Raw genomic sequence first — 25,476 nt, 5'->3', positions numbered from 1 at the left:
AGAAAGAATGATGCAGGGGGGGATGAGCGTCGCGCGCCGGTTGTTCGGCTCGTGGGTGGACGAGGTCAATGCGCGGACCTTGCGCGCGGATGCGACGGCGGGCTTGCTGGGCGCCTTGCTGGTGTTGCCGCAGGGCGTGGCGTTCGCCATGCTGGCGGGCCTGCCGCCCGAGTACGGCCTGTATTCCGCCATCGTTCCCTGTATCGTCGCGGCGCTCTTCGGGTCCAGCCGCCATGTCATGTCGGGCCCGACCAATGCCAACTCGTTGGCGCTCTATGCGGTGTTGACGCCGCTGGCGGTGGCCGGCAGCCAGGGCTACATCCAGCTGGCGCTGGCCGTGACCGTGCTGGTCGGGCTGATGCAATGGCTGGTGGGCACGCTCAGGCTGGGCTCGCTGGCGCACTTCATCTCGCCGTCGGCGCTGTTCGGTTTCACCAGCGGCGCGGCGCTGCTGATCGCCGTGCATGCGCTGAAGGACGCGCTGGGCATGCCGTCGCCGGACGCGCACGGCGCGGGCGCCTTGCTGGCCAGCCTGGCCGCGAATCTGGCGCAGGTGCACTGGGGCGCCTTGCTGGTGACCCTGACCACCCTGGCCGTGGCGCTGCTGGTGCGGCGCCTGGACAAGCGCAAGCCCTACATGTTGGCGGGCCTGGCGGCGGGCGCGCTGGCAGCCGCGGGCTTCAACGCGCTGACCAAAGGCGCGCCGGTGTCAGTGCTGGGTGCGCTGGCCCAACCTTGGCCGCCTTTCCATATTCCCAGCGTCGATTGGCGCGCCTTGCCCGAACTGCTGAGCGTGGCCTTCGCGCTGACCATCGTGGCGCTGGCGCAGTCCATCTCCATCGCCAAGGCCGTGGCCACGCGTTCGGGCCAGCGCATCGACGCCAACCGCGAATTCGTGGGGCAGGGGCTGTCCAATATTGTGGGCGGCTTTTTCTCCTGTTACCTGTCTTGCGGGTCGCTCAACAGGTCCATTCCCAACTACGAGGCTGGCGCCAAGACGCCGCTGGCGTCCGTGTTCTCGGCCTTGCTGCTGGTGGCGCTGGTGGCCCTGTCCGCGCCGCTTTTGGCCATGATTCCGCACGCGGCGATTTCCGGGCTGCTGCTGCTGGTGGCCTGGACCCTGTTCGACATTCCGCGCTGGCGGCAACTGATCCGCACCCAGCGCGGCGAAGCGATCATCGCCGCCGCCACGCTGGCTGCCACCATCACCATACGCATGGAAGTGGCGATCCTGCTGGGCACGGTGTTGTCGCTGATGGTCTACCTGCACCGCACCTCGCGGCCGGCGATGCGCACCATGGGCTTCGACTCGCGCGGCTTGGAGCGGCGCTTCGTGGTGTTGGAGCACGCGCCGGATGCCTTGCCGGAGTGCCCGCAACTGAAGCTGCTGCGCATGGAAGGCTCGGTCTATTTCGGCGCCGCCACGCACGTGGCGCAGCGCCTGCATGAGCTGCGCGCGGCGCCCGGCGCGCCGCGCCATCTGCTGGTGATGGCCAAGAGCATGAATTTCATCGACATGGCGGGCGCGCAGGTCTGGGAAGACGAACTGGCCGCCAGGCGGGCCATGGGCGGCGATCTGTACTTCCACCGCCCGCGGCCGGAAGTGCTGGACATGTGGCGTCGCACGGGTTTCCTGCAGCGGCTGGGCGAGGACCATATCTTTCCCGACAAGGCGACGGCGCTGCATACGATCTACGCCAAACTGGACCGCGGCATTTGCGAGGGATGCCAGGCCAAGATCTTCTGGGAATGCCAGCCCAACGGGCTGAGGAACGACTGAGGCCGCGTGCGCGGCCGGCTCAGGCCGGCTGCGGCGCTTCCGTGCCCAGATAGGCCGCGCGGACCCGCTCGTCGGCCGCGATCGTTGCGGGTTCGCCCTCGGCCAGCAGGCTGCCGCGCACCAGCACCGCGATGCGATCGGCGTGCTTGAACACAACATCCAGGCTGTGCTCGGTGAACAGGACCGCAATGCGCTGGGTGTCCGCCAGCGTGCGCGTCAGCCGCATCAGCGCATGGCGTTCATTGGTGGCCATGCCCGCCGTGGGTTCGTCCATCAGCAAGAGGCGCGGCTGGTGCGCCAGCGCCATCGCCAGCTCCACCCGCTTGACGTCGCCGTAGGCCAGCGTGCCGCAATGCTCCTGCGCCTTGTCCGCCATCTGCACCTGCGACAGCAGCGACATGGCCTCCTCGGCCGCGTGCCGGGTGGCCCGGCGCCACGGATTCAGCAGCAGCCGGTCGCGCGACAGCAGCGCAGTCTGCACGTTCTCGCGCACCGTCATGGAGCGGAAGGTGGCCGCGGTCTGGAAGGTGCGTCCCACGCCCAACCGGCAGATCCTGCCTGCCGACAGGCCTACCAGTTCGCGGCCGTCCAGCAGGACGGAGCCCGAGTCGGGCCGCAGCTGGCCACCCAGCGCGTTGAAACAGGTGGACTTGCCGGCGCCGTTGGGGCCGATCAGCGCCAGCATCCGGCCCGCTTCCAGCGTGAAGGACACGCCGGCCAGCGCGTCGATGCCGCCGAATGATTTGCGCAGGTCCCGGACTCGCAGCAGGGGGGCGGTGTTCATGCGCGCCTCCTGTTCCAGCTTGCGGCCAGGCGCGCGGCAGCGCCTGCCAGCCCCTCGGGAAACGCCATGACCAGGGCCAGGATGGCCAGCCCCAGCACCGCGTGCCAGTACTCGGTGCTGCGCGCGGCGGCATCCTGCAGCCAGGTGTAGGACGCAGCGCCAACGAGCGGGCCGGCCAGCGTCTGCAACCCGCCCAGCAGCACCATGACCAGTCCGTCCACGGAGCGGCTCACGGCCAGCGTGTCGGGCGCGATGCTGCCCTTGGAAAATGTGTAGAGCGAGCCCGCCAGGCCGGCGGCGAAAGACGCGGCCACGAAGCCCGCCCATTGCACGCGCCGCGTGTCCATGCCCAGCGCCTCGGCGCGCAGGGCCGAATCGCGCACGCCGCGCAGCGCATAGCCCAGCGGCGAGAACGCCAGGCGGCGCAGCCAGGCGATGCCGGCCACGCACAGCGCCAGCGTCAGGTAATAGAACCAGGGGCCCTGGGCGAGCCAGGCCGATGGCCACAGCCCGATCAGGCCGTTGCTGCCGCCCGTCACGTCATCCCATTGATAGGCCAGCGCCCAGAGGATCTGCGCCACCGCCAGGGTCAGCATCGCCAGGTACACGCCCGACAGGCGCACGCAGAACCAGCCGAACAGCAGGGCGCCGAGCGCCGCGGCGAAGGGGCCGAGCAGCAGCGCCGCTTCCATCGGCACGGCCGCCAGCTTCAGGAGCAGCGCGGCGCCGTAGGCGCCCAGGCCGAACCAGGCGGCATGGCCAAACGAGGTCATGCCGGCCAGCCCGGTGAGGAAATGCAGGCTGGCGGCAAACAGCGCGGCGATCAGGATTTCGGTCAGCAGGATGCCCAGATAGGGGCTGTGAGCGGCCGCCACCGGCGCCAGTACCAGGAGCGCCAACAGCGCGCCATAGGCCAGCCGCAGGCCGCGGCCGGCCGGCGCGATGGGGCGCTCCGGGGCGGCGGTGTGGGATGCCGGCTCGGGCGGTTTGCCCAGCAGACCCCAGGGCCGCACGACCAGCACCACGGCCATCACGGCGAATTCCGCCAGCAGCGTGAGCTTGGACAGATTGAAGAGCCAGGGGCCGATCTGCACCTGTCCCAGGGACACGAACAATGCCTTGACCGAGCAGATCAACAAGGCGGCGAGGAAGGCGCCGGGAATCGAACCCAGGCCGCCCACCACCACCACCACGAACGCGCTGGCGATGATCTCCAGGTCCAGGCCCAGGGTGGCGGGTACCCGCGGCGCGGCCAGCGCGCCGCCCAGGCCGGCCAGGAACGCGCCCAGGGTGAATGCCGAGGTGAACAGCCAGGCTTGATTCACGCCCAGCGCGGCCAGCATCTTGCGATTTTCCGCCGCGGCCCGCAGCAGCCGGCCCCAGCGCGTACGCATCAGCAGCAGCCAAAGCAGGCCCAGTACCACGGGGCCGGCGGCGATCAGCAGCAGGTCGTATTCGGGATAGCGCCGGCCCAGGATCTGCACGGCGCCAGACAGGCCGGGGGCGCGCGCTGCGAACAGGTCTTCGGGGCCCCAGATGGCCAGCGCGGCGTCGCCGATGATGAGCACCAGTGCAAAGGTCGCCAGCAGCTGGAACAGTTCAGGCGCCTGGTACAGGCGCCGCAGCACCAGCCATTCGGCGGCCGCGCCGATAAGGCCCGTGGCCAGCGCCGCCAGAAGCAGCCCGGCCCAATAGCCGGCGCCGTCGCCGAAGTAGTTGGTGAAGGTCCAGGCCAGGTAGACGCCCAGCATGTAGAACGAGCCGTGGGCGAAGTTCACCACGCGCGTGACGCCGAAGATCAGCGACAGGCCGGCGGCGACCAGGAACAGCGCGCTGGCGTCCGCCAGCCCATTGAGCAGCTGCAGCAGCAGCCCGGACAGGCTCATCAGTGCGCCGGACGCATCTTGCGCACTTGCTCGTCAGGCGGCTGCAGGCGTGCGCCGTCGATATAGGCGAAGTCCTTCATGATGCCCTTGCCGTCTTCCACCGCGGTCACGCCCACGTACACGCCCATGGTCGACTGGTGGTCGATCTTGCGGTATTGGATGGGGCCATAGGGCGTGTCCACCTTCAGGCCGGCAAACGCGTCGACCAGTTTTTCGGTGTCCACTTCGCCCGCTGCCTTCAGGCCCTGGGCGATGGACATGAGGGACGCGTAGCCCACGACCGAGCCGACCTTGGGCGTTTCGTTGTAGCGCTTCTTGTAGGCTTCGACGAACGTGGTGTTGGCCGGGGTGTCGATGGCGTACCAGGGGTAGCCAGTGACGATCCAGCCGGTGGGCGTGTCGGCGCCCAGCGGTTCCAGGTATTCGGGTTCGCCAGACAGCACCGACACCACGGCGCGGTTCTCGAACAGGCCGCGGGTATTGCCCTCGCGCACGAAGCGCGTCAGGTCGGCGGCGAACAGCACGTTGAAGATCGCGTCGGGCTTGGCGTCGGCCAGGGCCTGCACCACGGCGCCGGCATCGACCTTGCCCAGCGGCACGGCCTGCTCGGCGACGAACTCCACGTCGGACTGGAACGAGGTCATCATGGCCTTGAAGGTAGCCACCGCGGACTGCCCATACTCGTAGTTGGGGTAGACGATGGCCCAGCGCTTCTTGCGCAAGGCCAGCGCCTTGGGGGCCAGCGCCGCCACGTGCATCCAGGTTGAGGGGCGCAGACGGTAGGTGTAGCGGTTGCCGTCCTGCCAGGTGATCTTGTCGGTGAGAGGCTCGGCCGCCAGGAAGAACACCTGCTGCTGTTTGGCGAAATCCGTCAGCGCCAGGCCGGTATTGGAAAGGAATCCGCCGAACAGCAGCTCGACCTTTTCGCGGGCCAGCAATTCCTGGGCCGCGCGCACCGAATCGCCGGGGTTGCCGTTGTCGTCGCGCGAGATCACTTCCAGCTTCCTGCCCAGCACGCCTCCGCCGGCGTTGACCTCTTCCAGCGCCAGCTGCCAGCCCTTTTTATAGGGGCCAAGAAAGGCGGGTATCGCCTTGTAGCTGTTGATCTCGCCGATGCGGATGGGCGGCTCCTTGTCCTTGGCCGAGGCGGCGGGAGCCAGCGCCAGGGCCAGGAGTGCCGGCGCCACGGCGCGGCGCAGCAGGGTAAGGCAGGGACGGAACATGTCAGGTATCGCGTGGAGAGGGAATCTTGCGCCAGCAGGCGCGGCGGATGACAGCGGCCCAATTGGAACATGGGCCTTCGCCCCGGGGCAATAGACAAGGCGCCCCATGCGGCGCTCGCCAGAAATGAAAAAAGGCCCTGCGGTGCAGGGCCTTTCGACTTGCGGGAAAACCGGCTGAATTACTTCAGCTTGGTTTCCTTGTAGTCAACGTGCTTGCGAGCGACCGGATCAAATTTCTTGATCAGCATCTTCTCGGGCATGTTGCGCTTGTTCTTGGTGGTCGTGTAGAAATGACCCGTGCCGGCAGTCGACTCGAGCTTGATCTTTTCGCGGATACCTTTGGCCATGTCGTGCTCCTAGTATGTAGATTGGCGGGGAGGCTGATTAAGCCAGTTCGCCGCGGGCACGCATTTCGGCCAGCACGGCGTCGATGCCGTTCTTGTCGATCGTGCGGATGGCCTTGGCCGAAACACGCAGGCGGACCCAGCGGTTTTCGCTTTCAACCCAGAACCGGCGCGATTGCAGGTTGGGCAGGAAGCGACGCTTGGTCTTGTTGTTCGCGTGCGAAACATTGTTGCCCACCATCGGGCCTTTGCCGGTCACTTGGCATACGCGTGCCATGGATGCACCTCTTTAGGTCGTTCTTTTGTCGCGCATCGCTTGGGGGGTAGACAGGGTTTCAGCCGCCGGGCTGTAGAGGCGCTTGCGCTGCCTTTGCCGGCCACCCAGTCTTAGTGGATGAGGGGGGATCGGAGTGGCTGTTAAAGCCCGTCTGGTCCGCCCCAGTGCTTATACCCGCTGCCTGCCACCCGCGGAATTCTTGGAAGAATCTCTGGGATTTCCTAAGAAAATCGCCAGACGTTGCGCGGTTGGGGTCAGAGTGCTGAACTACAAAGCATAGTAGTCCGGCACGGGAAACTTCATGTGAAGACTTAGATTCTAATACGAAAAGCCTAAATAAATCAAGCGGCCAGGCTACTTGGTGTGCGATTGCGCCACGCGGCCCGAGATCCAGGACAGGCAGGCGCAGGCCGCCAGCGTGGTCGTCAGGGGCAGGGCGCTGTCGGTCTGCCAGGCGCTGACGGCGAAACCGGCCAGCGCGCCGCAGGACAATTGCAGCGTCCCCAACAGCGCGGAAGCCGCGCCCAGCCGCTTGCCCTGGTCCGCCAGCGCCAGCGCCGCCGAGTTGGGATTCACGAAGCCCTGGCTGCCCATGTAGCAGATCAGGCACAGCATCAGCAGGGGCAGGGTCATCCAGCCGCCCAGCGTCAGCGCGACCGCCGCCAGGCTGGCGCAGGCCAGCGAGGTCAGGGCGCGGCGCTGCAACTGGCGCGGCGTGTAGGTGCGCAGCAGGCGCGCGCTGATCTGCGAGCAGACGATGAGCGACAGCGCGTTGGTGCCGAACAGCAGGCCGTAGTACTGGGGCGGCACGCCGTAGAGTTCGATGAAGACGCGCGGCGAGCCGATGATGTAGGCGAACATGCCGGCCTGGCCGAAACCGCCGGCCAGGCTGTGCGCCATGAAGCCGCGATGCGCGAACAGGTCGCGGTAGTTGCGCAGGATGGTTTCCCAGCGCAGGGGCACCACGCGTTCAGGCGCCAGCGATTCCTTCATGATCAGGATCACGGCAGCCATCAACATCGCGCCGCCGGCCAGCATGACCCAGAACAGGCTGCGCCACGAGGTGATGGCAAGCAGTTGGCCGCCCGCCAGGGGCGCGAGAATGGGGGCCAGGCCCATGATGAGCATCAGCAGCGACATGGCGCGCGCGGCTTCATGGGTTTCGTAGTGGTCGCGGATGACCGCGCGCGGGATCACAATGCCGGCGGCCCCGCCCATGGCCTGCACCACGCGCCAGCCAGTCAGCGCTTCCACCGACCCCGACAGCGCACAGCCCAGCGAAGCGATCATGAACAGCGTCAGCCCCACCAGCAGCGGCGGCTTGCGCCCGTAGCGGTCGGCCATCGGGCCATAGAACACCTGCGCCATCGCCAGGCCGATCAGGTAGGCGGCCAAAGTGCGTTCGACGTCGCCGCGCGACACGCCCAGGTTCGCCGCGATCGTGGGGAACGCGGGCAGGTACATATCGATGGCGAACGGACCGATTGCGGTCAGCGCGCCCATGAGTATCAGCCAGCCAGGCAGGCCGCTGCGAAAAGACTGTGATGGGGGCATGTGGATTGCGGGGTAGCGCAGTGACAGGGCCCGGATGCGGTTTGTTGCACGGTTTGGGCCAAGTAAACGACTGTATCACGGGCAACCTTACAAGCAAATTGCAAGTTTTTTCCGATAAAGTCATTGCGGTCCGTACGTATTCCAGAGGAGAAGTCGTGAATCCTTTGTTGTCTGTTGTGGAACGCAAACTCCAGGCCCTGCCGGTCCCGGTCCAGCTGGTTCTGCCCGACGGCGCCGTGCTGGGGCCGCCCGAACCCCGCGTTCGTTTCGTCACGCACGACAAGACTGCGCTGGCGCACCTGGCCGAAGGCGCAGTGGGCGTGCTGGGGCAGGATTACGTGGAAGGCCGCATCGACATCGAAGGCAATATGCGCGATGTGATGGCCGCGGCGTCGGCGCTGCTGCCGGGATCGCCGGTGGACGCGGCGCGCGGCGGCTGGCTGACCGAGCTGGTGCGCAAGGTGGTGTCGGTCTGGCGCCATTCGGTCGAACGCGACGCCAAGCAGATCGAATTCCACTACGACCTGTCGGATGATTTCTACGCGCTCTGGCTGGATCCGCGACGGGTCTATTCCTGCGCCTACTACCGTGAACCGGGCATGACGCTGGCCCAGGCCCAGGAGGCCAAGCTGGACCACATCTGCCGCAAGCTGCGCCTGCGCGCAGGCGAGCGGTTCCTGGATGTGGGGGCGGGGTGGGGCGGCCTGCTGCTGTGGGCTGCCGAGAATTACGGCGTGGACGCCACCGGCATCACGCTGTCGCGCAACCAGCATGCCCATGTCAGCAAGCTGATCCAGGAGAAGGGGCTCGCAGGCCGGGTCCGCATGGAACTGCTGGACTACCGCAAACTGGACGAATCCGCGCCCTACGACAAGATCGCGTCGGTCGGCATGTTCGAGCACGTGGGCCGCGCCCAGCTCGAGGGCTACTTCGCCAAGCTGCGCCGCCTGCTCAAGCCGGGCGGACTGATCATGAACCATGGCATTACCGCGGCCGGCGTCTACAACGCCGAGCTGGGCAACGGCATGGGCGAATTCATCGAGAAGTACATCTTCCCGGGCGGCGAATTGACCCACGTCAGCGTGGTGATGGAAACCCTGACCAACGGCGGGCTGGAAGAGGTGGACGTGGAAAACCTGCGGCCGCATTACGCGCGCACCCTGTGGGCCTGGAGCGATGCGCTGGAGGCGCGCCTGCCTGAAGCGGCGCGCATCCTGGGCGGCGAGCAGGGCGAGCGTTCGCTGCGCGCCTACCGGCTGTACCTGGCCGGCTGCGCCATGGCGTTCGAGCACGGCTGGATCGCGCTGCACCAGATCCTGGGCCAGCATCCGGCGACTGGACGCGCCGATGAGCTGGACAATCCGCCGGACCTCGCCTACCCCTGGCGCCGGGACTACATGTACGCCAAGAACGAGTAGCGGTCAGCGGGTGTCCGCAGGATGGCCGGTTTCAATGGGTTTGACACCGGGAAGTGGGCCGAAACGCGTCCGCCCACTGGCCGGAAGCGCGATTTCCGGCCGATTCGAAACCGCTAAAGCGTATGGATATGAATTTATTATTTACTGAATGTATCTTTGCGTCTGAATCAAAATCCCCTAGGGAAAGCTGCTGTTTCACTCCTTGCGATTGCGGGTAATCCCGGACCGTTTTTTCCGGAAATGTATCTGATTCATTCCAGGGTGGGGTTGGGCTGAGCATCAATTTCGTTTAAGATGCTGGCTTCTTCGTTCAGTTTGTTCACTTTCTGTGGGTTTTCAAAAACTGCGTTTTTGAAGCTCCTGTCTTGCAAGATGCCGCACCCTCGCGGACCGTCTTGTTGCTAGTGTCGGTTTGTATTGGCGGTTCTGCCCGTCTTCCGCACAACCCCCTTAGCTCCATGGCACCTCCGGGCCCAAGCCTGGCGTGTGTCCCTGAACCTATGGAGGCAAAAGCCAATGCGTTTTACCCCTGTCAAGACCCTGGCCGCCGCGGCTGTGTTCTTCGCCTTTGCCGGTGCGGCCCAAGCCGCCGACGCCGTCCAGTGCGAAATCAAGCGCCCGGTCAATTTCGGCGCGATGAACTGGGAATCCAATCTGGTCCTGGTCGACGTCGAACGTTTCATCATGGAAAAGGGCTACGGTTGCAAGACCGAGACCTTGCCGACCGAAACCCTGCCCGCCCTGGCTGCGCTGGAGCGCGGCGACCTGGATATCAATACCGAGATCTGGCTGAACAGCGTCGCCGACCCCTGGGACCGCGCCGAGAAGACCGGCAAGGTCAAGCGCATCGGCGATCTCTACATGGGCGCCGAGGGCTGGTACATCCCGCGTTACACGGCGGAGCGCCTGCCCGAATTGAAGTCCGCCGCCGACCTGCCGAAGTTCAAGGACAAGTTCAAGGATCCGGAAGAGCCCGGCAAGGGCCGTTTCTACGGCTGCCCGGCAGGCTGGGGCTGCGAGATCACCAGCAACAACCTGTTCCACGCCCTGAAACTGGACGACAGCTACACCCTGTATTCGCCCGGCACGGGCGCGGCGCAGAAGGCGGCCCTGATGTCGGCCTACAAGCGCAAGCAGAACGTGGTCTTCTACTACTGGTCGCCCACGCCGCTGGTGGGTTCCATGGACCTGGTCAAGCTGGACATGCCGCCCTACGACGCCGAAAAGCACAAGTGCCTGACGTCGCCCAAGTGCGCCAAGCCCGAACCCAGCGCCTATCCCGACAATCCCGTCTTCACGGCGGTGAACACCAAGTTCTCCGAGGAAGCGCCCAAGCTCACCGAATTCCTGTCCAAGGTCTCGGTGCCGCTGCCGGTGATCAACGAAACCCTGGCCCACATGGAAGAGTCCGGCGACGAAGCCAACGCCGTGGCCAAGTGGTTCCTGAAGAACAAACCCGACGTCTGGACCAAGTGGGTCCCCGCCGACGTCGCCGGGCGCGTCCAAAGCGCGCTGTAACCCGCCATGTTCCTGGCTGCGCGCCGTCGCGGTGCGCTCCGGCCCTTCATGGGGCCGGATTTCTTGGCCAGGATGGCCGCCGGCCGGGCGCTCGCGCCCGGACCGAGATGCGCTGGCGCTGCCGGGATGGCCGGCCGTTTTCTAGCTGGAAGCCGCAAGCTTGCGCCGCATTGCCCGATTCCTGGGCATGCGGGCGCGGTCCGGGCGGTGAGTGCGCCAGAATGGAGTAGAACGAATGTTTCCTGAAATTATTCCCGCCCGGCAGGTCCGGGGGGCGATCGACGGCTTTGTCGATCACCTGGTCACCAACTATGCCGACACGCTGGAGACTCTGTCCCAGCCCGTGCTGCATGCCCTGGTGTGGCTGGAGCAGCTGCTGCGCAATTCGCCCTGGTGGGCGGTGGTCGCGGTGACGATCGCGATCGCCTGGGGCGTCAGCCGCCGCATCGGCCTGAGCCTGGCGATGGGCGCGCTGCTGTGCGTGATCGGCGTGCTGGGCCTGTGGGACGCCGGCATGCAGACGCTGGCGCTCATGATCATGGCGGCCGGCCTGTCGGTGATCATCGGCATCCCGCTGGGCGTGCTGATGGCGCGGGTCAACTGGCTGCGCTCCATCATGCTGCCGGTGCTGGATGTGATGCAGACCATGCCCAGCTTCGTGTACCTGATTCCCGTGGTCATGCTGTTCGGCCTGGGCAAGATCCCGGCCATCATCGCCACCGTGATCTACGCCGTGCCGCCGCTGATCCGCCTGACCGACCTGGGCATCCGCCTGGTCGATCGCGAAGTGCTGGAAGCCTCGCGCGCCTTCGGTGCCAATCCGCGCCAGCAGCTGTTCGGCGTGCAGTTGCCGCTGGCCTTGCCCAATATCATGGCCGGCATCAACCAGACCACGATGATGGCGCTGTCGATGGTGGTGATCGCCTCGATGATCGGCGCGCGCGGCCTGGGCTATGAAGTGCTGCTGGGCATCAACCGCCTGGAAGTGGGCCGCGGCCTGCTGGCGGGCTTGGGTATCGTGGTGCTGGCCGTGCTGTTCGACCGGATCACGCAATCGTATGGACAGCGCATGCGCATGGGAGGCCAGCGATGAGCAAGATCGAGGTCAAGAACATCTACAAGGTCTTCGGGCCGCACCCGAAGAAATGGCTGGAAGCCGCCCAGGGCGGCATGAGCAAGGAACAGCTGCTGGCCGAAAGCGGCCACACGCTGGGCCTGCGCGACATCAGCCTGTCGATCGAAGAAGGCAGCATCTACGTCATCATGGGCCTGTCGGGTTCCGGCAAGTCCACGCTGATCCGCCACTTCAACCGCCTGATCGAACCCAGCGCCGGCCACATCCTGGTCGACGGCGTGGACGTGGTCAGCCTGAACAAGCGCGACCTGGAAGTCTTCCGTCAAAAGAAGATGAGCATGGTGTTCCAGCGCTTTGGCCTGTTCCCGCACCGCACCGTGCTGGACAACGCCGCCTACGGCCTGACCGTGCAGGGCGTCGGCCGCGCCGAACGCGAAAAGCGCGCCCGCGAGTGGCTGGACCAGGTGGGCCTGTCGGGCTTCGAGAACCAGTACCCGCACCAATTGTCGGGCGGCATGCAGCAGCGTGTCGGCCTGGCCCGGGCGTTGGCCACCGACGCCGAAATCCTGTTGATGGACGAAGCCTTCTCGGCGCTGGATCCGCTAATCCGGCGCGAGATGCAGGACCAGTTGTTGCAGTTGCAGGCCAAGCTGAACAAGACCATCGTCTTCATCACCCATGACCTGGACGAAGCCCTGCGCCTGGGCAACCGCATCGCCATCCTCAAGGACGGCGAACTGGTGCAGGAAGGCACGCCGGAAGACATTCTGCTGAATCCGGCCAATGACTACGTGCAGTCCTTCCTGCAGGACGTGAACCGCACCAAGGTGCTCAACGCCACGCACGCCGTGAATCCGGCGCGCCTGACCCTGACCATGCGTTCGCGTCCCGCCCATGCCATGGACCGCATGCGCGCCCTGAGCTACGAGTACGCGCCGGTGCTGGACGGCAAGCGGCTGGCCGGCGTGCTGACCGCCGAGGCCGCCACGCGCGCCATCGAGGAAGGCGCGCGCGACATTTCCCGCTACGTCGAGGATCTGGCTTCCGTGCCCGCCACCGCTGGCCTGGGCGAGGTGCTGGCCCAGCTGGTGCACAGCGACCAGCCGGTCGCGGTGACCGGCGAAGACGATGAGTTCATCGGCATGCTGTCGCGCAAAAAGGTGGTGGAGCTGGTGACGCCGGCCCTGGCCGAAACCGCGCCTGCGGCGGAAGCCGCCGCTGCCGTCGACGCGCAGGAGCAGTCCGAACCCGAGCGCCGCGACCAGGCGGCCTGACAGGGAGAAACCCTAATCCGGATCGAGGCCGCGCGGCCGTCAGCGCGGTCCTGATCCGGATATGATGGTTTGCCGGCCGCCTGGGCCGGTTTCTCCTTTTTCGGAACATCGGAATCAGTCATGCCTATTTTGAATGTCCAGATCATGGAAGGCCACACGGCCGCCCAGAAGGCCGCGTTGCTGCAGGCCGCATCCAACGCCGTTGTCGAGAGCATCGCGGCGCCGCTGCCCAGCGTGCGCATCGTGCTTCAGGAAGTGCCGGCGGCGCATGTGATCGTGGGCGGCGAAATCGGCAAGGCCATGGCGCGCGTCGACGTCGCGCTGATCTCCGGCCGCGACGAAGCCAAGAAGGCCGCGCTGATCGCGGCGCTGAACCAGGCGGTGTGCGCCAGCATCGGCATCTCGGGCCAGGACGTGCGCGTGCTGCTGCGCGACGTGCCAAATACCGACATGGGCGCGGCCAACGGCATCACGGCCAAGGCCAACGGCCGCTGAGCTTTGCCGTCCGCCTGGCAGCTCAGACAGAAGCGCCCGCGATTCGCGGGCGTTTTTGCATCTGCCTTCGGTAACCGTCAGTCCAGCTTCACGTTGGCGGCCTTCACCACCTCTCCCCACCGCGCGATTTCGCTCTTGATGTAGGCGGCATATTCCTGCGGCGTGGATCCCAGCGCCTGCGCACCTTGCGCCTTGAGCTGCCTGGTCATTTCAGGCGATTGCAGCGCGCGCCGGATTTCAGCGTTCAGCTTGTCGATGACCGGCGCGGGCGTGCCCGCCGGCACCACCACGCCTTGCCAGGCGCCCATCTCGAATCCGGGCGCCACCGTTTCCGCCACCGTCGGCACGTCGGGCAATTGCTCGCTGCGCGCGCCGCTGGTCACGGCCAGCGCGCGCAGCTTGCCTTCGCGGATGAAGCCCAGCGAATCGTTCAGCGTATTGGTCATGAGCTGCACCTGCCCGCCGACCAGATCCGTCATGGCCGGGGCGCTGCCGCGATAGGGGACGTGCACCGCATCGATTTCGAGCGAGCGCAACAGCAACAAGGCGCCCAGGTGCGTGACGTTGCCGGCGCCGGCCGACCCATACGACAGCTTGCCGGGATGCTCGCGCGCATACTGCACGAAGGTCCGGGTGTCCGGCGCCGGCACGGACGGATGCACCAGCAGCACCAGCGGGATCACCGCCGTGGACGACACCGGCGCGAAGTCCTTGACCGGATCGAAGGCCAGCGACCGGTACAGATTGGGGCTGAGCGCGATGGAGGAGGTGTTGTACAGCACGGTGTAGCCATCGGGCTTGGCGGCAGCCGCGTACTGCATGCCGATGTTGCCGTTGGCGCCGCCCTTGTTCTCGACCACGACGGTCTGGCCCAGCTGGTCAGTCAGCTGCTTGGCCAGCACCCGGGCGACCAGGTCGGTCGGCCCGCCAGGCGGGAAGGGCACCACCATGGTGATGGGGCGTTCGGGCCAGGCTGCGTGGGCGCTGGCAGCGGCGCCCAGCGCGAGAATGGCGAGGCTGCCTGCCAGCAGTGCTTTCTTCATTGCTTGTCTCCTTGTGCTGTTCTTGTGACGCGGATCGCGTCCCGGCGCCAGCGCCCTCTACGGGGGGCGCTTGATCGCCTGATGATGGTTCAGGGCCTGCCGGCCAGCATGCGGGTGGCCGTGTATGCCATTACCGGCTTGCCGTGCTGGTTGCGTACTTCGATGACCGAGGCGACCACCGCCCGGTTGTGCTGCGAGGTGGGACGTATGCTCGTGACTTCGATCTCCGCCCAGATGGTGTCGCCCGCGACCACGGGCGCCAGCATTTTCTTGTGGACTTCCAATAGCGCCAGCCCGGTGCCTTGCACCATGCCCTGCATGATCAGCCCCTCGATCAGGCCGTAGGTCAGGCCGCCGGGGGCGGGGCGTCCCTGGATCGCGCCGTGGGCATACGTGGCGTCGATGAAGATCGTCTCCAGCATGCCGGTCACGCTGATGAAGTTGACGATGTCGGTCTCGGTCACCGTGCGGCGGAAGGTCTGAAAGCGCTGGCCCACGGCCAGGTCCTGCCAGTAATAGCCCTGGCCAAGCTGCTTGATATCGTCGGCGTTGCGGTCTGCGGTCATGCGGAGTCCTTGCGGTTGTTCGGGGTTGAGGGATGCGCGTCGCGGGCTGCGCCCGATTCCAGAAGCCCGGCGATCTGGGCTTCATCCAGGCCGGCCTGGCGCAGCACGTCCAGCGTGTGTTCGCCCAGGCGCGGCGGCATCGCGGGCGGCACATGGGAATGCTGCAGACGCACCGGGTTGCGGGGAAAGCGGTAGCGGCTGCCGGAGGCGCTGTCGAGCGGCGCGAAGAAGTCCACGCTTTGCAGGTGCGGGTCGGCCTCCAGGTCCTGCAGGCGGTTGATGGGCGCGGCGGGGATTTCCAGGCGCACGCACAGCGCCAGCCAGTAGGCGGTATCGCGCCCGGCCACGATGCCGGCCTGCAGTTCATAGAGCGTTTCGATGTGCCGCGTGCGCGACGCGATGTCGGTAAAGCGCGCGTCCTGCGCCAGATCGTGGCGGTCCGCGGCGATGAAGAAGTCGTGCCAATGGGCGTCGGTGTAGGGCATCAGGCAGACATGGCCGTCGGCGGTCTTGCAGGGCTTGCGCCAGGGCGTGAGCACGCGCGGATAACCGGCCTCGCCGGGCTCGTCGACCAGGTGCCTGCCGTAGTAGTGCTCGACCAGCGCGTAGGACGCCATGCTTTCGAACATGGGCACTTCCAGCTGCTGGCCCGCGCCGGTGCGCTCGCGCTGGAACAGCGCGGCCAGGATGGCGTGCGCCGCGATCAGTCCGCAAGTCTTGTCGGCGGCCACGGTGGGCAGGTAGCGCGGTGCGCCGGTCTGGCGGTCCACCAGGTCGGCCAGGCCCGACAGCCCCTGGATGATGTCGTCATAGGCGGGCTGGCCGTCGTAGGCGCCGCCCGCGCCGAAGCCGTACAGGCCGGCGTAGACCAGGCGCGGGTTGCGCGCGCATAGCGTGTCCGGATCCAGTCCCAGCGCGGCCATCTTGGCGGGGCGCATGCTGTGCATCAGCACGTCGGCCTGGTCCGCCATCGTCAACAGCGCCTGGCGCGCCGCGGCCTGCTTCAGGTCCAGCACGATGCTGCGCTTGTTGCGGTTCAGGCCCAGGAAGATGGCGGCCAGCCCGGATTCCTGGGCGGGGCCGGTATGCCGCGTCGAATCGCCCGCAGGCGATTCCACCTTGATCACGTCGGCGCCGTAGTCGGCGAGTATCTGCGAGGCGTAGGGGCCGAACACCACGGACGTCAGGTCCAGGATGCGCACGCCGCCCAATGCGCTGGCTTGGGATAGGGGAGTGTCTGTCATGGCGGAAATCCTATCGGCCGTCGGCATACGCGTCTAATATGGCGTAGGTATTGGGCGATATGGAATTTGTTATGGCTATCGATTTGCGGCAGCTCCGGCAGTTCGTCACCATCGCGGAGTTGGGCAGCTATCGGCGGGCCGCAGACACGCTGCACATTGCGCAACCGGCGCTGTCGGTCTCGATCCAGAAACTGGAACACGCGGTGGGCGCGCCGCTGCTGGTGCGCGGCCCCAAGGGCGTGACGCCGACGCCGGCGGGACAGGCATTGATGGCGGACGCGCGCCGTGCGCTGTTCCACGCCGACCAGGCGCGCCAGGCGGCCCGCCGCGTTGCGTTGGGCGAGTGGGGCACGCTGCGGCTGGGGTTTGTGGGTTCTGCCACCTACATGCTGCTGCCGCGCTGCCTGCCGGCCTTCCGGGCGCGGTATCCGGACGTCCAGCTGGACCTGCGCGAGGACAGCACGGTCGGGCTGGTCGCAATGCTGCGCGCCAACGATATCGATGCGGGCCTGGTGCGCGGTCCGCTGGCGGAAGACGCAGCGCTGGATTCCTGGGTGGTGGAGCGCGACGATCTCATCCTGGCCGTGCCGGCAGGGCATCCGTTGGCCGCGGGCGGGCCGGTCAGCCTGGAGCGTGCCCGCGCCGAGAACTTCGTGCTGTATTCGCCCCTGAAGGTGCCGGGTTTGCACGGCGTGGCGCAGGCGCTATGCCTGAAGGCGGGATTCTCGCCGCGCATCAGCCAGGAGGCGATACAGGTGCAGACGCTGATCAGTCTGGTCGCCAGCGGCATGGGCCTGGCGCTGGTGCCGGGCGTGACGCGCGCGTATTCCACCCCGCACGTGGCCTTCGTGCCGCTTAACGACGCCGACGCGCACGATGCGCTGTCCCTGTCGCTGGTGACACATCGCGACACGTCCTGCGCATCGGTGCTGCGCCTGCGCGACTGCATGCTGAACCCTGCGGGCTGAGGTCGCGGCTACGTCTTCAGGCCCAGTTCGGCCACGAATCTCTTTTCTTCCGCGACCTGCCGGACCGCGAAGTCGGTGTAGGCGGCGCTGTCCATCAGCATGTGCGGCTGGTCGGCGGTTTCCAGCGCGCGGTTGTATTCCGGATCGCGGGACGCGCGGTGGAATGCCTGCTGCAAAATGCGCGTGACCTGGGGATCCATGCCCTTCGGTCCGGCGATGCCGACTGGATTGGCCGCGACGATGGGATAGCCCAGTTCCGTCAGCGTGGGCACGTCGGGCACGCGCTTGGCGCGGGTTTCACCCAACACCGCGAGCAAGCGCGCCTTGCCGGTGTCTATCATCGGCCCCCAGCCCGCATCCGAGATCATCTGGATATGGCCGCCCAGCAGCGCGGTGGTCTCTTCGGCCGCGCCCTTGTAGGGGATGAAATTGAAGCGCGTGTTCGTCAGCCGCGACAGGCGCTCGATCGCGATGCGCCCCGAGCCGCCGGTGCCGGTGCCGCCGTAGCTGATCTTGTCGGGATGGGCGCGCGCGTCGGCGATCATCTCGTCCAGCGTGCGCCAGGGCGCGTCCTCGCGCACCACGATGGCGTACGAGTAGGCGGTCATGCAGGCGACGTAGGTGAAGTCCCTGAGCGGGTCGTAGTTGACCTGCTGCAGAAAGGGGTAGCGGAACAGCGTGCCTACCACCACCGACACGGTATAGCCGTCGGGTGCGGCGGTCTGCGCCATGGCCGCCGGGCCCAGCGTGCCGCCTGCGCCCGGCCGGTTGGCAATCACGACCGTCTGGCCCAGTTCGCGCGAGGCAGCGATCGCCAGCGCGCGCATCTGGGTGTCCGTCGCGCCGCCCGCCGGAAACGGCACGATGAGCGTGACGGGGCGGGCCGGAAAGCCCGAGGCGCTGGCCTGACGCGGCAAGGCCAGCGTGGCGGGCAAGGCCGCACCCAGCTTGAGCAGGCTGCGGCGCAGGGGCGAGGGAAGGCTGCGATGTGGATCTTTCATGATTGTCTCCGTCCTGGTTATGGTCGCTTGGGTGGCGGGCGGGGCTGGCCGTATGTGCCTACAGCGCAATGCCGCGCCCGATCAGGCTGGCGACGTCCGGCTCGCTGTAGCCGGCCTCGCGCAGGATCTGATCGGTGTGTTCGCCCGGCAGCGGAGCCTGGCGATGTATGGCGAACTGGAAGCCCGACATCTTCACCGGGCTGGCCACATGGGTGTTACGGCCATAGACCGGATGCTCGGTCTGCAGCGGCATGCCGCGGGCGACGAACTGCGGATGCGTCAGGCCCTCCGCCAGCTTGAGCACGGGCGACACGCAGCAGTCGGCGCCTTCAAACAGTTCCAGCCAATGCGCCAGCGGCCGGGATCCGAAGATCTGCTGCAATTCGCGGCGCACGCGCGCCTGCTGCGCCGCGTCGCCGTCGCGGTGCAGCGGCGCCAGATCGGGGCGATCCAGCCGCCGGCACAGCGTTTGCCAGAATTTCAGCTCCAGCGCGGCGACCGCCAGATAGCGCCCGTCCGCGGCGCGGTACTGGCCATAGCAGGCCAGCCCGCCGGACAGGGTATCCGCGCCCGCCGGCCGCGTGTCGCCGCGGGCATTGAGCGTGGCCAGCGGCACGACGGCGCCGGCCAGCAGGCCGTCGGCAATGGCGATATCGATGTACCGTCCGCGCCCGCTGCGCTGGGCGTCGTACAGCGCGGCCAGGATGCCCATTACCGCCGTAAGCGAACCTCCAAGTATGTCGGCCACGGGCAGGTTCGACAGCGCCGGCAGATCGGGCCCGCAGCCCATCTGGTCGGCGACACCGGCGCAGGCCGCATAGTTCAGGTCGTGGCCGGCGGCGTCGCGCTGCGGACCGTCCTGTCCGTAGCCCGTGATGCTGCAGTAGACCAGCCGGGGATTGTGGCGCGCCAGGGTGGCGTAGTCGGCCTGCAGCCGCGCGGCCACGCCTGGACGGAAACTCTCGATCACCACGTCCGCGCCGCGCGCCAGCGCGGCCAGCGCCGCCTGCCCCTCTGGATGCTTGAGATCCAGCCGCAACCCGCGCTTGTTGCGGTTGCAGATGGCGCGCAGGGGCGGCGGCGCATAATCGCCCGCCTGCGTATCCTCGATCTTGATGACGTCGGCACCCAGGTCAGCCAGGTATTGCGCGCCCAACGGGCCGGGCAGCAGCCGCGACAGATCCAGGATCCTGACGCCCGCGAGCGGGGCGGTGTTCGGTGTATCCAAAGAGGGACTCCCGTAAATACGAAGTGGCATGCCCATTCGGGGCTCGGGCCAGTCTAGGCGCGGCTTTCCGGCTGACCAATGGCGGATTCGCTGATTGCGCTTGGCGAGAATGCTCACGCCGGCCATTCCTGTGCGCGCAGGCTTTGGCTACCATCGATCCATCGGCGTACGCCGGCCGCTGGATATCCTCATGACCCATCACACCATCGCCGTGGGACATATCGCCCAGATCCTGCAAGGCGCGCGCAGCCGGGGCGTGGACGTGGACCGGGTCCTGACGCGCGCCGGCGTGCCGCCGTCCCTGCTGCAGGCGCCGATGGCGCGGGTATCGCAGGCGCAGCTCGCACAGATCATGCGGACGCTGCGCCGCGCCACCCGGGACGACTTCCTGGGCATGGGCCAGCATCCGGTTCCCATGGGGGCGTTCGACCATGCCTGCCGGCTCGCGCTGCGGGAAGACACGGTGGGGCAGGCGCTGCGCGTGGCGTTCCGCTACTACCACGGCGTGCTGCGGGATTTCACCGCCCGCTTGTGCGTGAGTGGCGAGCGGGCGCGCATCGTGCTCGACTCGCGCGCGCCCAGCAGCTGTGCGCGCTGGTATGGCGAACGCTCCTTTCTATTCTTCACGCTGGGCGTGGCCAACTGGCTGGCGGCGCGGCGCATTCCCATCCTGGGCGTGGACTACAGCAGCGGCGCACGCAGCGCCGATGCGCACAGGCTGTTCTACGCGCCGGTGCGCTATGGCCAGCCGGTGACGGGCCTGTGGCTGGAGTCGCGCTGGCTGGCCTTGCCGGTGGTGCAGAACGAACAGACGCTCAAGCCGTTTCTGGCCAATGCGCCGTTCGACCTGTTGGTGAAGTACCAGGACCGCACCACCCTGACCGATCGCATCCGCCGCCTGTTGCGCAACGATCTGTCCAGGGAGTTGCCGTCGCTGATCCAGGTCAGCGCGCAACTGGCGATGACGCCGCAGACGCTGCGGCGGCACTTGCGTGAAGAGGGGCAGGGCTTCCAGGCCCTGAAGGATGACTTGCGGCGCGATGCCGCAGTCGAATACCTGGGCCGCCACGATCTATCCCTGATGGACATCGCCGAGCGTCTGGGCTTTTCCGAACCCAGCACCTTCCACCGCGCCTTCAAGAAATGGACCGGCGTGTCGCCGGGAGAATACCGCCGCAACCGCCTGGTCTGCGGCCCCGAAGGCCGGCAAGCCGCTGACACTTTTCGCCTATCGGTTTGACGCCTGCGGCCATTGCCGCGATCCGGCCCCAAGGAGGAAGCTAGGGGCTCGAGGACGAACGCACGCTGTTCCGCGCAAGGAGCACGGCGCCGCAGGAGACGAGCACCATGTATCTGACACAAGGCCTGCATCGTGCAGGCGGGCTGCACCCCGGCAAGATCGCGCTGTGCGAAGACGCACGGCGCTGGACCTACGCGGCGCTGATCGATTGGACCGCGCGCAAGGCCGCCGTGCTGCGCGGCCATGGCGTGCTGCCGGGCGATCGCGTAGCGTTCTGGGGCGCCAACGGCGCGGACTATGTGTCGTGGATCCTGGCGTGCTGGTGGCTGGGGGCGGCCGTGCTGCCTTTGAACACGCGCTGGAGCTGCCCGGAGCTTGCGCAGGCACTGGCCGACTGCAGTCCGCGCCTGCTGTTGGTGGACGAGACCATGGCCCCGCGCATGGCCGATGTGGACGTTCCTGCCAGCACGCAGCCGCTGTCCGCCGACGTGCTGGAAGCGCACGCCGCCGCGGCCGCGCCGCTGGACGATGTCCGTGCGGGCGGCGACGCGCTGGCCGCGATCCTCTTTACCGGCGGCACGACCGGCGCGCCCAAGGGCGCCATGCTGACGCACGCGAACCTCTGGAGCGCTGCGGTGGCCAGGATGGCTACGGTCCCCACGCCGCCCGACAGCCGCACCCTGCTGGTCGCGCCGCTATTCCATGTTGCCGGATTGGGTCGATTGATCGGACAGTTTGTCGCGGGCGCATCGGTGGCGGTCCAGCGCGGCTTCCAGCCCCGCGCGGTGTTGCAGGCCCTGCAGGACGACGGCGTAACCGAAGTGCTGCTGGTGCCCAGCATGATCCAGATGCTGCTGGACGAACCCGGATTCGCGCAGTACCGGCTGGACGGCGTGCGGCGCGTGATCTGGGGCGCCTCGCCGATTTCCCGGGCGTTGCTTGACCGGGCGCTGGCGGCCTTTCCGCAAGCAGAGTTCGTGCATGCCTACGGCATGACCGAAACCGCCGCCACCGTCGCTATCAATGCGGACGTGCGCCAGGGCGGCGCGCGCACCGAATCGGCGGGACGGCCTGCGGTAGGCGTGGAGACGCGCATTCTCGCGCCCGACGGCAGCGAGGCGGCGCCCGGCGCCGTTGGCGAGCTGTCGGTGCGCGGGCCCATGGTGATGCAGGGTTACTGGAACCGGCCTGAAGAAACGCGTTGCGCGTTCGACGGGGACTGGTTGCTGACGGGCGACGCAGCCCGCCAGGACGAGGATGGATACCTGTACATCGTCGACCGCCTCAAGGACATGATCGTCAGTGGCGGCGAAAACGTTTACGGCGCTGAAGTGGAAGGCGTGCTGGCCCGCCACGCGCTGGTGGCGCGCTGCGCGGTCATCGGCGTGGCGCACGCGCGCTGGGGCGAGGCTGTGCACGCGGTAATCGTGCCGCATCCAGGCATGGCCGCCGACGCCGACGCCCTGGACAGGCATTGCCGCCTGCAGCTTGCCGCCTACAAATGTCCCAAGACCTACGAGTTCCTCAGCGAATTGCCCATGTCGGCCGCCGGCAAGGTGCTGAAGTCCGTGCTGAGACAAGACCATGAATCCAGGCGCGCGGCCGTCGCCGCGCCCGCTCATCAGGAGAGTCAGACATGAATCGGAAAGTATGGGTGGCAGGGGTCGGCATGATTCCTTTCAGCAAGCCCGGCGCCAGCGAGGCATATACCGTGATGGGCGCGAGCGCCGTGCGCCAGGCCCTGCGGGACGCGGGGCTGCAATACGACGCGGTCCAGCAGGCCTACGCCGGCTATGTCTACGGCGATTCGACCGCCGGCCAGGCGGTGGTCTACGGCGTGGGGCTGAGCGGTATTCCGGTGTTCAACGTCAACAACAATTGCGCAAGCGGTTCGTCGGCCCTGTTCCTGGCGCGGCAGGCGGTGGAAAGCGGGGCGGTGGAGTGCGCCCTGGCGGTGGGCTTCGAACAGATGGTGCCTGGCGCGCTGAAAGGCGTGTACGAGGACCGCCCGTCGCCACTGCAGGACTTCGTCCTGGCGATGAGCGAAATGCAGGGCTATGACACGGCCAAGCCGCGCGCCGCCCAGTTCTTCGGCGGCGCGGGCCGCGACTACATGAAGGAGCACGGCATCGGCGCCGACGTCTTCGCCCGCATCGCGGTCAAGGCGCGCCAGCATGCCGCGCGCAATCCTTACGCCGTGTTCCGCCAGCCGGTCACGCTGGACGAGGTGCTGTCCGCGCCCATGATCTTCGATCCGCTGACGCGCCTGCAATGCTGCCCGCCGACCTGCGGCGCGGCGGCCGCCATCCTGTGTTCGGACGAGTTCGCGCGCCGCCACGGCCTGGCGCCCGCCGTCAGCATTGCCGCGCAGGCCATGACGACGGACACGCCGTCCACCTTCGGCGCCGGCGACATGCGCAAAGTGGTGGGCTTTGACATGACGCGGGCCGCAGCCGACCAAGTCTATGAGGCCGCCGGTATCGGCCCTGACGACGTGGACGTGGTCGAGCTGCACGACTGCTTCACCGCCAACGAGCTGATCACCTACGAAGGCCTGCGCCTGACGCCCGAGGGCAGCGCCGAGAAGTTCATCCTGGAAGGCGACAACACCTACGGCGGCAAGGTCGTGACCAATCCATCAGGCGGCTTGCTGTCCAAGGGCCATCCGCTGGGCGCAACCGGCTTGGCGCAGTGCACCGAGCTGGTGTGGCAACTGCGAGGCCAGGCGGACTTGCGCCAGGTCGAAGGCGCCAGGCTGGCGCTGCAGCACAACCTGGGATTGGGCGGCGCCTGCGTGGTGACGCTGTACCAGGCGGCCTGAGGAGAACGCAATGCTCGATACCAGCCATATCGGCGCCGCCTTGCCGGCGTTCAACGCGACCGTGGAGGCAGGCCGCCTGCGCTTCTTCGCGAAGGCCACCGGCCAGGACGACCCGGTCTACACCGACGAAGCCGCCGCGCGAGCGGCCGGCTACCCGGGACTGCCGGTGCCGCCGACCTTCTTCTTCTGCCTGGAAATGGACAGCCCCCGGCCCGCGGCCATGCGTGAACTGCTGGGCATAGACATAGCGCGGGTGCTGCACGGCGAACAGGGGTTCGTCTACCACGCCATGGCGCATGCCGGCGACGAATTGCGCTTTGAACCGCGCATCGCCGACATCTACGCCAAGAAGGGCGGCGCGCTGGAGTTCGTCGTGCGCGAAACCCGGGTGACCGACGCCGCGGGGCGCCTGGTCGCCGAACTGCGCGCGACGACCGTCGTGCGTAACGCCTAGGAGACAGGAATGACTGCGGCCATGAATCATGACGCCAGGGCCGGCGACGAGCTGCCCGGTTTTACCGCGGGGCCGATCAGCCGATTGGGGCTGGCGCTGTATTGCGGTGCCTCGGGCGACCACAACCCCATACACGTGGATCTGGATTTCGCGCGAGCCGCCGGCATGGACGACGTCTTCGCCCACGGCATGTTGTCGGCTGCCTATCTGGCCCGGCTGCTGACGAACTGGGCGCCGCAATCGGCGTTGCGCGAGTACGCCGTGCGCTTCGTGGCGATCACGCACGTGGGTGACGAGGTCCGCTGTTCCGGCAGCGTGGTGGAACGCTTTGAAGCGCAGGGAGAAACCCGCTTGCGGGTGGAGCTGCATGCGCGCAGCCAGACCGGCGAACTGCGCCTGAGCGGTGTGGCAGTGCTGGCAATTCAGTAGCCCAGGAAAGGAGAGAACGATGGGTACATTGGAAGGCAAGGTCGCGCTGGTTTCGGGCGCGGGACGCGGCATCGGGCAGGAGATTGCGCTGAAGCTGGCGCGCGAAGGCGCCAACGTGGTGGTGAACGATCTGGACGCGGGGCCTGCGGAAGAAACCGTGGCGCTGATCCGCAAGGCGGGCGGCCAGGCGCAGGCCTGCGCGGGCAGCGTGATCGAAGCGGGCTTTGCCGAACGTTTCGTCGGCACCGCCGTGGACACCTATGGCGGCCTGGACATCATCGTCAACAATGCCGGCTACACCTGGGACAACGTGATCCAGAAGATGACGGACGAACAATGGGACGCGATCCTGGCGGTGCACCTGTCCGCGCCGTTCCGCATCCTGCGGGCGGCCTCCAGCTTCATCCGGGTCGCGGCCAAGGCCGAAGCGGAACAGGGCAGGGAAGTGTTCCGCAAGGTCGTGAACATCTCGTCGACTTCCGGAGTCATGGGCAATGCCGGCCAGGCCAACTACTCGGCCGCCAAGGCCGGCATCAACGGGCTGACGCGCGCATTGGCCAAGGAATGGGGTCGCTACAAGGTAAACGTCAATAGCGTGGCCTTCGGGCTGATCAAGACGCGCCTGACCGAAGCGCCGGCCGACGGTGATGCCACGCTGGATATCGAAGGCCGGCAGATCAAGGTGGGCGTCAATCCGCAAGTGCTGAAGAACGCCGAAAGCCTGATCCCCATCGGCCGCGCCGGCACGCCGGCGGAAGCCGCAGGTGCGGTGTACCTTTTCTGCCTGCCCGAGTCCAACTACGTCAGCGGCCAGGTCCTGGTCGTCGGCGGCGGCCGTCCTTGAAAGGGGAAAG

24 protein-coding genes are annotated in these 25,476 nt (G+C 67.1%); 13 read left to right on the top strand and 11 right to left on the bottom strand.

Going from position 1 to position 25,476, the window contains the following annotated elements:
* The first annotated feature begins 22 nt into the window (after positions 1-22).
* Entirely contained in the window at positions 23-1,780 is a 1,758-nt protein-coding gene (locus AC1RHV_RS11180; protein ID WP_492300760.1) for a SulP family inorganic anion transporter, read from the top strand.
* Positions 1,781-1,799: 19 nt separating this feature from the next.
* On the opposite strand, the gene AC1RHV_RS11175 is transcribed toward AC1RHV_RS11180, so the two are convergent.
* From AC1RHV_RS11175 to AC1RHV_RS11150, 6 genes are all read right to left on the bottom strand, one after another.
* A complete protein-coding gene (locus AC1RHV_RS11175) occupies positions 1,800-2,564 on the bottom strand; it encodes an ABC transporter ATP-binding protein (RefSeq protein ID WP_125471073.1) in 765 nt (254 codons plus the stop codon).
* Positions 2,561-4,450: an ABC transporter permease gene (locus AC1RHV_RS11170; protein WP_492300758.1), complete on the bottom strand. Its 1,890-nt coding sequence runs from the start codon at positions 4,448-4,450 to the stop codon at positions 2,561-2,563. The genes AC1RHV_RS11175 and AC1RHV_RS11170 overlap by 4 nt, the downstream gene beginning before the upstream one ends.
* Positions 4,450-5,673 (bottom strand): ABC transporter substrate-binding protein, encoded by a 1,224-nt coding sequence (locus AC1RHV_RS11165; protein WP_054451212.1) that lies wholly within the window; start codon positions 5,671-5,673, stop codon positions 4,450-4,452. The genes AC1RHV_RS11170 and AC1RHV_RS11165 overlap by 1 nt, the downstream gene beginning before the upstream one ends.
* 179 nt (positions 5,674-5,852) lie before the next feature.
* Positions 5,853-6,020, bottom strand: a complete 168-nt coding sequence (gene rpmG / locus AC1RHV_RS11160) for a 50S ribosomal protein L33 (protein WP_003810296.1) — start codon at positions 6,018-6,020, stop codon at positions 5,853-5,855.
* Positions 6,021-6,057: 37 nt separating this feature from the next.
* Positions 6,058-6,294 (bottom strand): 50S ribosomal protein L28, encoded by a 237-nt coding sequence (gene rpmB / locus AC1RHV_RS11155; RefSeq protein ID WP_006385639.1) that lies wholly within the window; start codon positions 6,292-6,294, stop codon positions 6,058-6,060.
* Between the two features lie 354 nt (positions 6,295-6,648).
* Positions 6,649-7,797 carry a Bcr/CflA family multidrug efflux MFS transporter gene (locus AC1RHV_RS11150; RefSeq protein ID WP_054451213.1) on the bottom strand — a complete coding sequence of 383 codons (1,149 nt, stop codon included), beginning with the start codon at positions 7,795-7,797 and terminating at the stop codon, positions 6,649-6,651.
* A gap of 206 nt (positions 7,798-8,003) precedes the next feature.
* On the opposite strand from AC1RHV_RS11150, the gene AC1RHV_RS11145 reads away from it, so the two are divergent.
* The 5 genes from AC1RHV_RS11145 to AC1RHV_RS11125 all read left to right on the top strand — a co-directional run bounded on the left by AC1RHV_RS11145 (position 8,004) and on the right by AC1RHV_RS11125 (position 13,628).
* Complete coding sequence (locus tag AC1RHV_RS11145) at positions 8,004-9,266, top strand: class I SAM-dependent methyltransferase (protein WP_156337314.1); 1,263 nt, start codon at positions 8,004-8,006, stop codon at positions 9,264-9,266.
* Between the two features lie 516 nt (positions 9,267-9,782).
* Positions 9,783-10,784 (top strand): ABC transporter substrate-binding protein, encoded by a 1,002-nt coding sequence (locus tag AC1RHV_RS11140; protein ID WP_054451214.1) that lies wholly within the window; start codon positions 9,783-9,785, stop codon positions 10,782-10,784.
* Between the two features lie 235 nt (positions 10,785-11,019).
* Positions 11,020-11,877, top strand: coding sequence for an ABC transporter permease (locus AC1RHV_RS11135; protein WP_054451215.1), 858 nt, complete (start codon positions 11,020-11,022; stop codon positions 11,875-11,877).
* The gene (locus AC1RHV_RS11130) at positions 11,874-13,133 is read left to right on the top strand and encodes a quaternary amine ABC transporter ATP-binding protein (RefSeq protein WP_054451216.1); all 1,260 of its coding nucleotides are present in this window, start codon (positions 11,874-11,876) and stop codon (positions 13,131-13,133) included. Before AC1RHV_RS11135 ends, AC1RHV_RS11130 begins: the two co-directional genes overlap by 4 nt.
* 120 nt (positions 13,134-13,253) lie before the next feature.
* A complete protein-coding gene (locus AC1RHV_RS11125; protein ID WP_054451217.1) occupies positions 13,254-13,628 on the top strand; it encodes a tautomerase family protein in 375 nt (124 codons plus the stop codon).
* A 77-nt stretch (positions 13,629-13,705) separates the two neighbouring features.
* On the opposite strand, the gene AC1RHV_RS11120 is transcribed toward AC1RHV_RS11125, so the two are convergent.
* The 3 genes from AC1RHV_RS11120 to AC1RHV_RS11110 all read right to left on the bottom strand — a co-directional run bounded on the left by AC1RHV_RS11120 (position 13,706) and on the right by AC1RHV_RS11110 (position 16,481).
* A complete protein-coding gene (locus AC1RHV_RS11120; RefSeq protein ID WP_125471078.1) occupies positions 13,706-14,671 on the bottom strand; it encodes a Bug family tripartite tricarboxylate transporter substrate binding protein in 966 nt (321 codons plus the stop codon).
* A gap of 89 nt (positions 14,672-14,760) precedes the next feature.
* Complete coding sequence (locus tag AC1RHV_RS11115) at positions 14,761-15,237, bottom strand: MaoC family dehydratase (RefSeq protein ID WP_054451219.1); 477 nt, start codon at positions 15,235-15,237, stop codon at positions 14,761-14,763.
* Positions 15,234-16,481 carry a CaiB/BaiF CoA transferase family protein gene (locus tag AC1RHV_RS11110; RefSeq protein WP_492300755.1) on the bottom strand — a complete coding sequence of 416 codons (1,248 nt, stop codon included), beginning with the start codon at positions 16,479-16,481 and terminating at the stop codon, positions 15,234-15,236. The genes AC1RHV_RS11115 and AC1RHV_RS11110 overlap by 4 nt, the downstream gene beginning before the upstream one ends.
* A 71-nt stretch (positions 16,482-16,552) precedes the next feature.
* On the opposite strand from AC1RHV_RS11110, the gene AC1RHV_RS11105 reads away from it, so the two are divergent.
* On the top strand, positions 16,553-17,449 hold the full coding sequence (locus tag AC1RHV_RS11105) for a LysR family transcriptional regulator (RefSeq protein WP_225596971.1): 897 nt from the start codon (positions 16,553-16,555) through the stop codon (positions 17,447-17,449).
* A gap of 8 nt (positions 17,450-17,457) precedes the next feature.
* On the opposite strand, the gene AC1RHV_RS11100 is transcribed toward AC1RHV_RS11105, so the two are convergent.
* The gene (locus AC1RHV_RS11100; protein ID WP_492300753.1) at positions 17,458-18,450 is read right to left on the bottom strand and encodes a tripartite tricarboxylate transporter substrate binding protein; all 993 of its coding nucleotides are present in this window, start codon (positions 18,448-18,450) and stop codon (positions 17,458-17,460) included.
* Positions 18,451-18,508: 58 nt separating this feature from the next.
* Positions 18,509-19,708, bottom strand: a complete 1,200-nt coding sequence (locus AC1RHV_RS11095) for a CaiB/BaiF CoA transferase family protein (RefSeq protein WP_370540118.1) — start codon at positions 19,706-19,708, stop codon at positions 18,509-18,511.
* 160 nt (positions 19,709-19,868) lie between these two features.
* Here AC1RHV_RS11095 and AC1RHV_RS11090 point away from each other — a divergent pair, with 160 nt between their 5' ends.
* The 6 genes from AC1RHV_RS11090 (at position 19,869) to AC1RHV_RS11065 (ending at position 25,466) form a co-directional block, all read left to right on the top strand.
* Positions 19,869-20,918, top strand: a complete 1,050-nt coding sequence (locus tag AC1RHV_RS11090; protein ID WP_119451015.1) for an AraC family transcriptional regulator — start codon at positions 19,869-19,871, stop codon at positions 20,916-20,918.
* A gap of 107 nt (positions 20,919-21,025) precedes the next feature.
* Positions 21,026-22,558: a class I adenylate-forming enzyme family protein gene (locus AC1RHV_RS11085; RefSeq protein WP_492300749.1), complete on the top strand. Its 1,533-nt coding sequence runs from the start codon at positions 21,026-21,028 to the stop codon at positions 22,556-22,558.
* Complete coding sequence (locus tag AC1RHV_RS11080) at positions 22,555-23,739, top strand: lipid-transfer protein (protein ID WP_054451223.1); 1,185 nt, start codon at positions 22,555-22,557, stop codon at positions 23,737-23,739. The genes AC1RHV_RS11085 and AC1RHV_RS11080 overlap by 4 nt, the downstream gene beginning before the upstream one ends.
* A 10-nt stretch (positions 23,740-23,749) precedes the next feature.
* The gene (locus AC1RHV_RS11075) at positions 23,750-24,193 is read left to right on the top strand and encodes a MaoC family dehydratase N-terminal domain-containing protein (RefSeq protein ID WP_125471084.1); all 444 of its coding nucleotides are present in this window, start codon (positions 23,750-23,752) and stop codon (positions 24,191-24,193) included.
* A 9-nt stretch (positions 24,194-24,202) separates the two neighbouring features.
* Positions 24,203-24,622, top strand: coding sequence for a MaoC family dehydratase (locus AC1RHV_RS11070; protein WP_054451225.1), 420 nt, complete (start codon positions 24,203-24,205; stop codon positions 24,620-24,622).
* A 19-nt stretch (positions 24,623-24,641) separates the two neighbouring features.
* Complete coding sequence (locus tag AC1RHV_RS11065; RefSeq protein WP_054451226.1) at positions 24,642-25,466, top strand: SDR family NAD(P)-dependent oxidoreductase; 825 nt, start codon at positions 24,642-24,644, stop codon at positions 25,464-25,466.
* Positions 25,467-25,476 lie beyond the last annotated feature (10 nt).

It is taken from the genome of Achromobacter sp. GW823-FHT04E03 (assembly GCF_058796095.1).
Note: the sequence above shows the minus strand (reverse complement) of the source record. Positions and strands in the feature narration are given on the sequence as shown.

Excerpts from the sequence above, each read along its gene's own strand:
- AC1RHV_RS11180 (WP_492300760.1), top strand. The coding sequence starts at position 23 with ATGAGCGTCGCGCGCCGGTTGTTCGGCTCGTGGGTGGACGAGGTCAAT.
- AC1RHV_RS11175 (WP_125471073.1), bottom strand. The coding sequence starts at position 2,564 with ATGAACACCGCCCCCCTGCTGCGAGTCCGGGACCTGCGCAAATCATTC.
- AC1RHV_RS11170 (WP_492300758.1), bottom strand. The coding sequence starts at position 4,450 with ATGAGCCTGTCCGGGCTGCTGCTGCAGCTGCTCAATGGGCTGGCGGAC.
- AC1RHV_RS11165 (WP_054451212.1), bottom strand. The coding sequence starts at position 5,673 with ATGTTCCGTCCCTGCCTTACCCTGCTGCGCCGCGCCGTGGCGCCGGCA.
- rpmG (WP_003810296.1), bottom strand. The coding sequence starts at position 6,020 with ATGGCCAAAGGTATCCGCGAAAAGATCAAGCTCGAGTCGACTGCCGGC.
- rpmB (WP_006385639.1), bottom strand. The coding sequence starts at position 6,294 with ATGGCACGCGTATGCCAAGTGACCGGCAAAGGCCCGATGGTGGGCAAC.
- AC1RHV_RS11150 (WP_054451213.1), bottom strand. The coding sequence starts at position 7,797 with ATGGGCGCGCTGACCGCAATCGGTCCGTTCGCCATCGATATGTACCTG.
- AC1RHV_RS11140 (WP_054451214.1), top strand. The coding sequence starts at position 9,783 with ATGCGTTTTACCCCTGTCAAGACCCTGGCCGCCGCGGCTGTGTTCTTC.
- AC1RHV_RS11135 (WP_054451215.1), top strand. The coding sequence starts at position 11,020 with ATGTTTCCTGAAATTATTCCCGCCCGGCAGGTCCGGGGGGCGATCGAC.
- AC1RHV_RS11130 (WP_054451216.1), top strand. The coding sequence starts at position 11,874 with ATGAGCAAGATCGAGGTCAAGAACATCTACAAGGTCTTCGGGCCGCAC.
- AC1RHV_RS11125 (WP_054451217.1), top strand. The coding sequence starts at position 13,254 with ATGCCTATTTTGAATGTCCAGATCATGGAAGGCCACACGGCCGCCCAG.
- AC1RHV_RS11120 (WP_125471078.1), bottom strand. The coding sequence starts at position 14,671 with ATGAAGAAAGCACTGCTGGCAGGCAGCCTCGCCATTCTCGCGCTGGGC.
- AC1RHV_RS11115 (WP_054451219.1), bottom strand. The coding sequence starts at position 15,237 with ATGACCGCAGACCGCAACGCCGACGATATCAAGCAGCTTGGCCAGGGC.
- AC1RHV_RS11110 (WP_492300755.1), bottom strand. The coding sequence starts at position 16,481 with ATGACAGACACTCCCCTATCCCAAGCCAGCGCATTGGGCGGCGTGCGC.
- AC1RHV_RS11105 (WP_225596971.1), top strand. The coding sequence starts at position 16,553 with ATGGCTATCGATTTGCGGCAGCTCCGGCAGTTCGTCACCATCGCGGAG.
- AC1RHV_RS11100 (WP_492300753.1), bottom strand. The coding sequence starts at position 18,450 with ATGAAAGATCCACATCGCAGCCTTCCCTCGCCCCTGCGCCGCAGCCTG.
- AC1RHV_RS11095 (WP_370540118.1), bottom strand. The coding sequence starts at position 19,708 with ATGCCACTTCGTATTTACGGGAGTCCCTCTTTGGATACACCGAACACC.
- AC1RHV_RS11090 (WP_119451015.1), top strand. The coding sequence starts at position 19,869 with ATGACCCATCACACCATCGCCGTGGGACATATCGCCCAGATCCTGCAA.
- AC1RHV_RS11085 (WP_492300749.1), top strand. The coding sequence starts at position 21,026 with ATGTATCTGACACAAGGCCTGCATCGTGCAGGCGGGCTGCACCCCGGC.
- AC1RHV_RS11080 (WP_054451223.1), top strand. The coding sequence starts at position 22,555 with ATGAATCGGAAAGTATGGGTGGCAGGGGTCGGCATGATTCCTTTCAGC.
- AC1RHV_RS11075 (WP_125471084.1), top strand. The coding sequence starts at position 23,750 with ATGCTCGATACCAGCCATATCGGCGCCGCCTTGCCGGCGTTCAACGCG.
- AC1RHV_RS11070 (WP_054451225.1), top strand. The coding sequence starts at position 24,203 with ATGACTGCGGCCATGAATCATGACGCCAGGGCCGGCGACGAGCTGCCC.
- AC1RHV_RS11065 (WP_054451226.1), top strand. The coding sequence starts at position 24,642 with ATGGGTACATTGGAAGGCAAGGTCGCGCTGGTTTCGGGCGCGGGACGC.